The organism is Bacteroidota bacterium, assembly GCA_039111535.1.
Lineage (GTDB): Bacteria > Bacteroidota > Rhodothermia > Rhodothermales > JAHQVL01 > JBCCIM01.
This window is the reverse complement of sequence record JBCCIM010000206.1, coordinates 1-11457: the sequence shown is the minus strand read 5'-3', so window position 1 is coordinate 11457 and position 11457 is coordinate 1. Positions and strand designations below refer to the sequence as shown.

Below are 11457 nucleotides of genomic sequence, written 5' to 3'. Positions count from 1 at the left end.
GGGCAGCCTGAAAATGCAAATTTGTATGATGCAAGAAACGAAATTCGTGCGCTCAATGACGCAGGTATATCTGCGTCGGCCATGGATGCATTTATAGAAGCGCAGATGGATGCAGTAGGCATGCCAGGGCTTTCTATTGCCATCATCAATGATGCAAAAATAGTATATCACCGCACATTTGGCTATAAAAACGCACAGGAGCAAACCCCGGTTGATGAAAATACTACGTTTGAGGCCGCATCGATGAGCAAGCCCATCCTTGCTGTGTTGGCGATGCACCTCGTAGAAGCCGGCAAACTGGACCTGGATACCCCACTCCACACGTACCTGCCGAACTACGACCTGGATTATGATGAGCGCTACCGCAAAATTACTGCGCGGATGGTATTGTCGCATAAAACAGGGATGCCCAACTGGCGCTATGAGAACAAAGGGCAGTACCTGAATTTACGGTTCGACCCCGGATCTCAGTTTTCCTATTCAGGTGAAGCTTTTGAATACCTGGGCAACGTGCTTGCCCATATCGAGGGCGGGACGAGGAAAGACCTGCAGCAGATGATTCATGAACGCATCTTTGAGCCGGCCGGCGTACAGCATGGCTACTACATGTGGAATGCGTATCTCGAAGAAAACAAAGCGAGTGGGCATATTACCGGGATGGCCAACAACCGATACCAGCCCCAACTACCAAGTATGGCCGGCGGACTCCAGATCAACGCGACTGATTTTGCAGCATTCATGATCAGCCTGCTCAAAGGTACCGGGCTTTCACCTGCAACCTACGATACCTTATTTTCTACCCAGGTTCGCTTGCCAGAAGATCACGTGTTTGTAACCAATTACGATCAGCATGCCTGGACGCTGGGTTTCTCTGAAGCGCCAACGCCACAAGGTAATATCTATGGACATGGGGGCAACAACGGTGATTTTCAGGCGCACTTTGAGTTCTCCCGTGAGCAGAACTTTGGCTACGTTTTTCTGACGAACAGCGAAGTCGGGGAGCAATTCAACTTTGTGCTCCGGCCTTTCTTGCGTACCGGCAGCGAAGAAGCATCTGCTTTGTATGACACGTATGAAGTAGTCGACCGCCGCATTTCGCCGTATGAAGACGACACGCATAAAGGTGTGGAACTGAATGCCTTCCCTGATGACGGATTTGCGTGGTTACGCGTTGAAGGCTTTTCGACAGGTACCATTGAACTGGATATCAAAGGCGCGAACGAACCCGGGGCAAGTTTTGTTGGGGTAGCGTTTCGGGGAGAAAATGAAAATGCGTTTGAAGGGATTTATTTTCGTCCATTCAATTTTGTGGCAGAAGGTGACCGTCGCAATCGCATGGTGCAGTATCACAACCTGCCTGATCATTCATGGCGTGCGTTACGCGGTGAATTCCCCGGTGTATATGAAGGCCAGATTCCAAATGCACCCGACCCTGATGGCTGGTTTCATGCGCGCATCGAAGTTGGGGAAGAAGAGATCTCTGTTTATGTAGATGATAACCCCGAGCCTGTGCTGGTCGTCAACTCGCTGAATGAGCGCAAAGATGGGAAAATAGGCTTTTGGGTTGGCAGCAATTCATCAGGCCGGTTTGCCAACCTGAAAATCACGAGGGATTAAAAACGTGCACTGTGTGCGGAGTGCTGGCAGCAGGCACTCCGCATGAAAATGACAAGAAAGAAACCCGCGCCGGCATCAGTGGTTAGCCGCCATATGGAACGCGCCCAGGCATCAGATTATTCGCCCGTAATTACCCTCGTAGGTTTTCCCCAGGTAGGCAAGTCAGCCCTGCTGGAGCAATTGAAGCCGGCTGGTATGCTTGAAGAATTGCCAGGGATTTACATGTTGGGGTGTAATACGGAGCAAGAAGCGGGTGCTTACGATAAATTACTAGGACGCGGCAAGTATGCACCTGCCGGCATAGTTGCCGTAGTAGATGCCGCAGCGCTCGACCGACAATTGTACCTCGCCTTCCAATTAATCGATTTGCGGCTCCCGTTGGTCCTGTGCCTTACAGGTAGAGCAGCTGCCACAAATGCCGGCATCACCGTGGATACCCGGCGTCTGGCGGAGATGACGGGGGTACCAGTTTTTGTGGTGCCCGACGAAGTGGATGCTGCCCGGGAAGCCATTGTACAATGGCAGACCAAAACAGAAGATACCCCGCGTAAAAGGCCCGATCACTGGCGTCCTTCTGTCGCCCTGGCTGATGCCTACCAACATCTTGATACGACATGGATCCACAAACATTTGCACCTGTACACGGGCGCCCGGCTGGTAGAGGGGCTACGTCTGCTGACCGTCCCTAAAGCCGTGGAAGAGTACGAAGCACATCCGGCATACAAGTCGTTGTTGCGCGCGTTGGATGAATCTCGCAAGATGCTTGAGGACAAGCAGGAAAAGTGGACGACTGCTGAAGTGGTACAGCGAAGTAAATGGATAGGTCAGCTGTTACAGGCAGTTGTCACCCAATCAACACCGCCTCCGCCGGCGCGTAACTGGTTTCAGAAGCTCTTTGACTAGGCTTTGTCTCTGTTTAATTTTGTTTTTGGGGACAAAGCCTAATTCCTGGCATGTATAGCGGGAGGCTGGTTTTGTTGTAGTAATCGGTTATCTTGTCGTTGATTGACTATCCCAACACTTAACATCAACACACCAATGCAACATACCCGGAATTTATCTGCAATCCTGTTGCTCGCATTTTGTCTCATCGCTGGTTGTGCCAGTTCCAAAAAGGCTGCTGAAGGCGTAATGGCAGAAGGAGAAAAGGCTGCAGAAGAAATGATGGCCCACCCCCTCACTGGTACCTGGACATACTCGCTGGATACCCCGCAAGGCGTTTATACAGGCGTGATGAGCTTCGCGTCGGTAGATGGCGTGCTCAGCGGTACGATCATTAGCGATGATGCTCCAGAACAGGTTTCCATGCTTGAAGACCTTTCGTACGACGCTGACATGTCGAAAGTGAAATTCAAGTTTGATGGTGGCGAATTTGGCGCGATGACTGTCGACTCTGCGGTTGAAGGCGATGCAATGAACGGCATTCTCACCGTGCTCTCTTATGGTGTCGATGTAACCCTGACAGCAGCGCGTAAAACGCCGTAAAGATTTCGTGGCGCGCAGGTATGTAACAGCATCTTGCGCGCCATGTTACCTGACCGCATCTGCTGCATCACAAAAGCAGCCGGCCTCATTTCTTTTGAACTTTATCTGAAGAACGCGAATCGTTCAAATAGGGGAAACCCCCTCGCATGGCTTCGCGTTGATAGGTCGCTGTGGATGCAGGAGGTTTCTTGTTACCACAGTTTTGTCATTCATACTGGTGCCTGTGTGCCGATAACAGCACGCGTGTAAAACCAGATGAAGTTGACAATGCCCGATCGTCTAATGGCAGGACAGCGGCCTTTGGAGCCGTCGGTGAAGGTTCGAGTCCTTCTCGGGCAACAGCGAGCACAGCGCCAGCCTTATGCTGGCTTCAGATTAGCAGCGTCGGCCTCTTGCTGGCTCCAGTATCGGATGTGCATCGGGAAGGGGTTCCTGTCCCTTAGTATTAATCTGCAATATGCATCTGTTGCACCAGCTTTCAACCGCCTGCGGGCGGTTCTTGTTTTCTGGTGACTCCCCGTTCCACCGCGGTTTTCTTTACAAAAAAGATTCTTTGCCTGGCTCATGTTATCATCTTCAACCGGGAGCCCCATTACGCTTTTTGCGGGCCGTTCCAACCCCGCACTGGCAAGAAAAATAGCGGATGCCTACCAGCAGGGCCTGGGGCAAGTAATTATTCAGGACTTTTCTGACGGTGAAATTTACATCCGTTATGATGAGTCCATTCGTGGTTCTGACCTGTTCATTATCCAGAGCACAAACCCGCCAGGGGATCACTGGCTGGAATTAATGATGCTTATCGATGCAGCGCGTCGGGCATCTGCTGCCCGGATTACCGCGGTAATGCCTTACTTCGGATATGCGCGTCAGGACAGGAAAGACCAGCCGCGTGTGGCCATTGGTGCTAAGGTGATGGCGAATATGCTTACTGTTGCCGGCGTTGATCGAATTCTTACGATGGACCTGCATGCACCACAAATTCAGGGTTTTTTCGATATCCCTGTGGATCATTTATACGGATCTGCGGTTTTCATCGACTATTTTCGGGCCCTCAACCTGACCAATCTGGTCGTTGTGGCTCCTGATGTCGGGGCAATTAAGATGGCGAGAGCCTATGCCAAACGCCTCGGCGCAGACCTGGCTGTGATAGACAAACGCCGGCCCCGGCAGAACGAGGCGCAGGTTATGAATATCATTGGTGAGGTGGAAGGTAAGAACGTGCTGATCATGGATGACATCTGTGATACGGCAGGCACATTGACAAGTGCCGCTGGTGCTTTGCGTGACGCCGGTGCGCTTGAAATTATGGCAGCTTGTACACACCCGCTGCTTTCAGGCCCCGCGTATGAACGCATAGAAGCATCTGCACTCAGCAGGCTCGTCGTCACGGACTCGATTCCGTTGCAACGGCCCTCTGACCGGATTGAGGTGGTCAGTGTTGCTGGTATCTTTGCTGATGCCATCCGGCGTATTTATACCGATGAATCGGTCTCTACGCTTTTTGTACCCTAAATATTGATTATTGGAAGCCGGCTACGATGCAGATTGACAAACGTGCAGCCTGCAGCCGGCTTTAAAAAGTACTACCATTGTAGCCATGGAATTTACAACTTTAGACGCAACTACCCGCGGAACGGGCAAACGCGCTTCTCGACAAGCACGCCTCCAGGGCCAGGTCCCTTGTGTATTGTACGGGCACCACGTTGAGCCGCTGACTTTCCAACTCGACGCGCGGTACCTTTACAAACTGATTCGGTCCCATGCAACCCCGCTCGTGAAAATTGAGCTGGAAGGCAAAAGCTGGGATTGTATCCTCAAAGATATCGATTTCCACCCGGTCCACGATAACGCCATTCACGCTGACTTCCAGGTGTTGCAGGCTGGTGAGAAAATCACCCTTGCTGTGCCTTTCCGCTTCGACGGTACACCAGCTGGCCAGATCGAAGGTGGTAATACACAGTTTGTGCTTAGTGAAGTGGAAATCAAATGTCTGCCTAAAGACATTCCATCGCACCTTTCTGTTGATATCTCCGAACTCAATATCGGCGACTCTATTCACCTTGGCGACCTCGATTTTGATAATATCGAATTCCAGTCAAGCGATAGCCAGACCGTTGTGATGATCCACGCTCCGCGTATCGTTGCGACAGCTGAAGAGCTTGAAGAAGGAGAAGAAGGAGAAGAAGGAGCGGAAGGAGAAGAGGTTGCTGAAGGGGCTGAATAATTTCAGCCTGTACCGTGCTTGGAGAAGTATCTTCTACTAGTACAAAACTGGCAGGTATAGCTTATGGCCAGTAAGAAGCGCCTGATTGTCGGTCTTGGCAATCCGGGTGTGGAATACGAACAGACACGGCACAACGTCGGGTTTTGGGTTATTGATGCGCTAAGTGAACGCGCAAAGATCGCAATGAAACCCGACCGCGGGCCGGCAGAAGCTGGTTGCGGCAGGTTTAGAGGCCGGCCAGTTTGTCTTTTGAAGCCGCTCTCCTACATGAATTTAAGCGGTGCGCCCGTACGTCAACACATGACGCGTGTCGGGGCCACACCGCAGGATGTGCTGGTTATTGTGGATGATATCAACCTTGCGCCCGGAACCATACGTCTCCGTCAAAAAGGTAGCGCGGGAGGACACAATGGTGTACAACACATTATTGACATATTAAATACAGATAATTTTCCGCGCCTCCGGATTGGGATTGGCAATAACTTCGGCAGAGGTAAACAAGCTGATTATGTGCTCTCTCCCTTTGATGATGATGAGTTAGCTCCCATTGAGGATGCTGTGCAACGTGCCCGCGATGCGGCCACCACGTTTGTTTGCGAGGGCATTGTGACAGCGATGAATAGATTTAACAAGAAATAAGCATAATTACACCATTTCTTGATGTGGCGAGAGCTTGGAAAAGCCCTTTTCTGACGTATATTAGGCATTTTTGAAACGCTGCCCCCTGCATGGCTTTGCTATAGCCGGGCCGTATTTCAAGGTGCAATTACCACTTTAATATAGATAGCTTAAGAGGAACACTACTTCTATGGATGCTTCATTAATCACAAACCTGGTACCCATTGCAGGCGTGCTGGCATTGGTATATGCCTTCTTGCGCGCCCAATGGGTTGGTAAACAGGATGCCGGCACCGAGGAGATGAAGGAAATCGCAGCGTCGATTGCAGAAGGAGCCCGTGCATTTTTACGTCGCGAATACCGCATTCTCGGTATTTTCGTGATCGTTGTAGCCATTTTGCTCGCACTTGCAAACAATGGCAATGAAAACTCTTCCTGGCTCGTTGCGGTCTCTTTCGTAATCGGGGCCTTCTGTTCTGCTACTGCCGGCTTTATCGGCATGAACGTCGCAACAAAAGCCAACGTACGAACCACCAACGCCGCGCGTAAAGGCCTCGGACCCGCGTTGAGTGTTGCTTTTTCTGGCGGCCTTGTAATGGGGCTCAGTGTTGTAGGGTTGGGCTTGCTTGGCCTGGGCGTACTTTTCATCGTCTACAGTGGCATGGACTGGAGCGTTATCCGCGTGATCAACGTAATTTCAGGCTTCTCTCTTGGCGCATCTTCTATCGCGCTGTTCGCCCGTGTTGGTGGCGGTATTTATACCAAAGCTGCTGACGTAGGTGCTGACCTTGCAGGTAAAGTATATGAAGGTATTCCAGAAGACGATCCGCGTAACCCTGCAACAATTGCTGATAACGTAGGCGATAATGTTGGCGACGTTGCCGGCATGGGCGCTGACCTTTTCGAAAGCTACGTTGGCTCTATCATCGGTACGATGGTACTCGGTGCAGCCTTCATTCCTACCTTCCAGGCCATGGACGGCGTTGAATCGCTCGCCGCGGTACTTTTGCCCATGGCAATTGCTGCAGTTGGGATTGTAGTCGCTATTCTGGGCTCTTTCTTCGTTCGGGTAAAAGAAGGTGGAAGTCCGCAGCGCGCCCTCAATATTGGCGAGTTTGGAGCTTCAGCCCTGATGGCTATCCTGTCGTTTGTGATTATTCGCGGGATGCTGCCTGAGACCTGGGCATACGATGGTGCCAACTACTACTCGATGAGTGTGTACTGGGCTGTACTGATCGGCCTGGGGGCCGGCGTACTGATTGGCCTTATTACGGAGTACTATACCTCAACACATAACCGCCCGGTTACAGGCGTTGTGAATCAGAGTGTTACGGGTGCTGCTACGAACATCATCGCCGGCCTTGGTTTGGGCATGTACTCAACCGGACTGCCAGCTGTTGTACTTGCAGGTGCCATTATTGGCTCGTTTCATTTTGCCGGTCTCTACGGCATCGCCATTGCCGCTGTTGGTATGCTTGCTGTCACAGGGATTCAGCTTGCGGTAGACGCTTATGGTCCGATTTCAGATAACGCCGGTGGTATTGCCGAGATGGCCCACCTGCCACCAGAAGTGCGCGAGCGGACAGACGAACTTGACGCTGTTGGTAATACCACAGCAGCGATCGGTAAAGGCTTCGCCATTGGTAGTGCTGCGCTAACGGCCCTGGCACTGTTTGCTGCTTACATGCAGCAGGCAGGCGTTGACAACATCGACGTTGCCAACCCGATTATTCTTTCAGGCTTGCTGCTTGGTGCGATGTTGCCCTATGTATTTAGCGCAATGGCCATGGGTGCTGTTGGCCGTGCCGCTGGTGACATGATTAAAGAAGTTGGCCGGCAGTTCAACGAAATTGCAGGCCTTCGCGAAGGCAAAGCCCGGGCCGATTATGCCCGTTGTGTTGATATTTCAACCAGAGCTGCACTGCGTGAAATGATTCTGCCTGGCGTACTGGCCGTTACCGTACCAGTTGTCATCGGCTTCATCGACAAAAATATGCTTGGCGGACTCCTCGTGGGTGTGACCGTTTCTGGTGTTTTGCTCGCCATCTTCCAGTCTAACGCTGGTGGAGCCTGGGACAACGCCAAAAAACGTATCGAAGGCGGGGTGACAGTAGATGGTGTTGAATACGGAAAAGGAAGTGAGGCCCACAAAGCCTCCGTTACCGGTGACACCGTTGGTGATCCACTTAAAGATACAAGTGGACCAAGCCTGAATATCCTGATCAAACTGATCGCGGTGGTTTCCCTGGTTATTGCACCATTGCTTGCCAGTTGATCCCAGTATCTATACCTGGGGTCTTTCCTCCAGGTCGATACATTGATTTTTAGGAAGACCCGACAGTTCAGCTGAATTGTCGGGTCTTCCTATTTCAGCTTTTTTGCTTTTAATACCGTGCTTATCTGCGCGAATTTGTTAGATTTTGCTTAAAGCCCGATATTGGGATTCCCACAACGCACTTCCCAACACCCATGGAAACCAACGCGCTTGACAAACTCGAACGCCTGTTCAAGGCTGCCCGCCTGTTGCAAGGTGAAGCCCAGGAAGCCTTTGTAGCTGCCGCATGTGCTGATGACAAGGCGATGCAAGCTGAACTCACGAGCTTACTGGCAGCGGATGCAGAGGCTGAAGAAGATTCGTTTTTGGATGGTGCGGTGAATGTCGAGCAAGTGGTGCATGCCGTTGAAGCATTGAATGATGCGCAGATAGGACCCTACAAATTGATCGAGCAATTGGGCGCCGGCGGGATGGGGGAAGTATGGCTCGCTGAGCAAAAAGAGCCCATCAAGCGGCAGGTGGCGTTCAAGCTTATCAAGCTGGGCATGGACACCAAAGAGGTCGTTGCCCGGTTTGATTCGGAGCGGCAGGCGCTTGCGGTGATGGATCATCCGAATATCGCCAAGGTGTTTGACGCCGGCGTCACGTCCACTGGGCGGCCCTACTTTGTCATGGAGCTCGTTCGGGGCGTACCGGTAAATGAATACTGCGACAACAGGCGGCTCTCTACGATTGAACGCATCGAACTGTTTATGGACATCTGCCGTGCCGTCCAGCACGCGCACCAGAAAGGTGTGATTCACCGTGACCTCAAGCCGTCGAATGTGCTTATCTCCGAACAGGATGACAGGCCCGTCCCCAAAGTAATCGACTTTGGCATCGCAAAAGCCGTTGGATATAACCTTACAACGCATACACTGGTCACCAGCATCGGGCAACTGGTGGGCACGCCGGCATACATGAGTCCTGAACAGGCAGAACGCGGCGGGTTTGATGTGGATACGCGCACTGACGTCTATTCGCTTGGTGTAATGCTGTATGAGCTCCTGGTAGGCACCAAGCCGCTCGACCTTAAAGCCAAAGCGCAGCAGGCTATCCATAAGGCCATTCGCGACAGCCAGGTACCCCGACCAAGCACGCGACTAACCTCGCTGGGCGCAAAAAAAGATACCATTGCAGCGCACCGACAGACAACACCAGATCAACTGGAGCGTGAGCTAAGAGGTGATCTTGACTGGATTGTGTTGAAGTCGATCGAGAAAGACCGCGCTCGTCGCTACGATACGGTAAACGGACTTGCAATGGAATTGCGCCGGTACCTGAACAACGAACCGGTGATGGCGCGGCCACCGAGTATGGCGTACCGGATGCAGAAATTTATACGCCGGCACCAAACGGGCGTGATTGCCGGCTGCCTGATTTTTCTGGCGCTCATCGGTGGGATCACTGCTGCGACAGTCGGATTGCTACGGGCGCAGCGAGCTGAAGCGTTGGCGCAGGAGGAGGCCACAACAGCAGAACGCGTTTCTGATTTCATGATTCAGTTGTTTGAGGTATCTGATCCAAGTGTCGCGCGCGGCAATTCAATTACGGCGCGCGAAATCCTGGATGAAGGCGCTGAGCGGATTGAATCTGAGTTGCAGGATGAGCCGGCCATCCGTGCACGGCTTATGCATACGATGGGGCGTGTTTACTGGGAGCTTGGCCTCGAAAATGAGTCTACGAACATGCTCGAAGAGGCCATTCGGCTGCGAAAAGAAACATTGGGAAGCGATCATCCTGATGTCGCAGAAAGTTTGCGTGCGCTTGCGGAGACCAAGTCACGCCACTTTGGTGGCATGGCGCCCGAAACTCGACAAGAGATCCTTGCCCTTTTGGTTGAGGCAAAAGACATCCACACTGCAACGCTGGGCCCGATGCATCCCGAAGTTGCAGAAGACTGGGCGGCTATTGCCGTTAAGACGATGGAGCGGATGGTCCGGGATGACTCGCCACAGCCGGATAGCTCAATTCAGGCTGCTCACAATGCCCTGTCTATCCTCGAGAAAAATTATGGGGCAGACGACCTTCGACTGCACCGAATGCTGTATCACATCGGTGGCGTTTACCGCAACTGGAAGGAGAATTCGGATTCTGCGATGGTGTACTACAGCCGTACAGCCGACCTGATTGCACGCAATGAAGGTTCGCAAAGCGGCTTGATGCTGCGCCCGTTGTACGGACTCTTTAGGATCGAGCTAAAGCGTGACATAAACTCTCCGAAAGTTCTTGAGGCATTTGACCGCATGTGGGCTGTGTCCGATGAGGCGCTGATTAATACAGACTCCAACCCAAGCCTTTTCATTACTACTGCTTCCTACCTGCAGGAAATCGGGGAGATGGAAAAGGCTGAGATGGCGCTGGAACGTGCAGCGTATATCATGGAGAAAAAGTATGGTCCGGATGTAGAGGACATGGTATTTGCGCATACCCGGTTGATACAGTTGTATGTTGGCATGGAGCGATGGGACGAGGTGGAAGAAAAAGTACGCTATACGCAGCCTATCTGGGAACGGAATGGCAATCGATTTAACGCAACTTCTGCCTCTTACTATGCTGGCATCGCGCAAGCTAAGATGGGACGATATGATGAAGCCATTACATCGTTGACAGCAGCGGCTGAAGCCTTCGCGGAGTTTTCTCCACGCTTTGATCTGGCAACTACGCTGTGGGAATTGGCTTACATCTACAATGAAATGGGCCGAACAGCCGACAGGATTGCAACCGAGGGAAAAATGCGGGATGCGGCATTTGCATCAACACATATTAAGCCAAAGCGTGACTCTGATGACCGGTTGTATGCGCTGGCCTTGTTGGGATGTAGAGAGCATTGGAAAATTCGTACGTTGCGGTACGATTGTTACGGTGAACCATTCGATGCAGAAACGGCGCTGGAGCATGCGATTATTGCCCAGGAAGCATTGCCGCTCAAGTTGCAGAATAACTTTGTGCTTTCTCTGGCTCATCATTTTGCCGGTAATCAGGAACAAGCCATTTCGTTGGTGAAAACGTTGATAAGTAAGGGACATCGCAAAAGCGTAACGACGACTAATTTACAGTTCTGGCTCAAAGCCTATGAGCGTGGCCTGTAGTGCGCCCTTCGGTATTTGATGGCACCAGACGGAAAGCGCTTTTTCTTTGTATACGTCAAGTTTTAATGAATCAATGCACTGTTCATGTGGGTTTGAAACAGAACGGC

Annotated in this window: 8 protein-coding genes and 1 tRNA gene; all 9 read left to right on the top strand. The window is 51.8% G+C overall.

Annotation, left to right across the window (positions count from 1 at the left end; genetic code table 11):
• On the top strand, positions 1-1617 hold a 1617-nt coding region (locus AAF564_22715; protein MEM8488379.1), incomplete at its 5' end, for a serine hydrolase domain-containing protein.
• A gap of 42 nt (positions 1618-1659) precedes the next feature.
• Entirely contained in the window at positions 1660-2520 is an 861-nt protein-coding gene (locus AAF564_22710; protein MEM8488378.1) for a FeoB small GTPase domain-containing protein, read from the top strand.
• Between the two features lie 135 nt (positions 2521-2655).
• Positions 2656-3102 (top strand): hypothetical protein, encoded by a 447-nt coding sequence (locus AAF564_22705; protein ID MEM8488377.1) that lies wholly within the window; start codon positions 2656-2658, stop codon positions 3100-3102.
• A gap of 268 nt (positions 3103-3370) precedes the next feature.
• Positions 3371-3441, top strand: a tRNA-Gln gene (locus AAF564_22700).
• Between the two features lie 225 nt (positions 3442-3666).
• Positions 3667-4614 carry a ribose-phosphate pyrophosphokinase gene (locus AAF564_22695; GenBank protein ID MEM8488376.1) on the top strand — a complete coding sequence of 316 codons (948 nt, stop codon included), beginning with the start codon at positions 3667-3669 and terminating at the stop codon, positions 4612-4614.
• 85 nt (positions 4615-4699) lie between these two features.
• A complete protein-coding gene (locus tag AAF564_22690) occupies positions 4700-5326 on the top strand; it encodes a 50S ribosomal protein L25 (protein ID MEM8488375.1) in 627 nt (208 codons plus the stop codon).
• A gap of 63 nt (positions 5327-5389) precedes the next feature.
• Positions 5390-5965 (top strand): aminoacyl-tRNA hydrolase, encoded by a 576-nt coding sequence (gene pth / locus AAF564_22685; protein MEM8488374.1) that lies wholly within the window; start codon positions 5390-5392, stop codon positions 5963-5965.
• 169 nt (positions 5966-6134) lie between these two features.
• Positions 6135-8219: a sodium-translocating pyrophosphatase gene (locus tag AAF564_22680; protein ID MEM8488373.1), complete on the top strand. Its 2085-nt coding sequence runs from the start codon at positions 6135-6137 to the stop codon at positions 8217-8219.
• A 194-nt stretch (positions 8220-8413) separates the two neighbouring features.
• Entirely contained in the window at positions 8414-11350 is a 2937-nt protein-coding gene (locus AAF564_22675) for a protein kinase (GenBank protein MEM8488372.1), read from the top strand.
• The last annotated feature ends 107 nt before the right edge of the window (positions 11351-11457 follow it).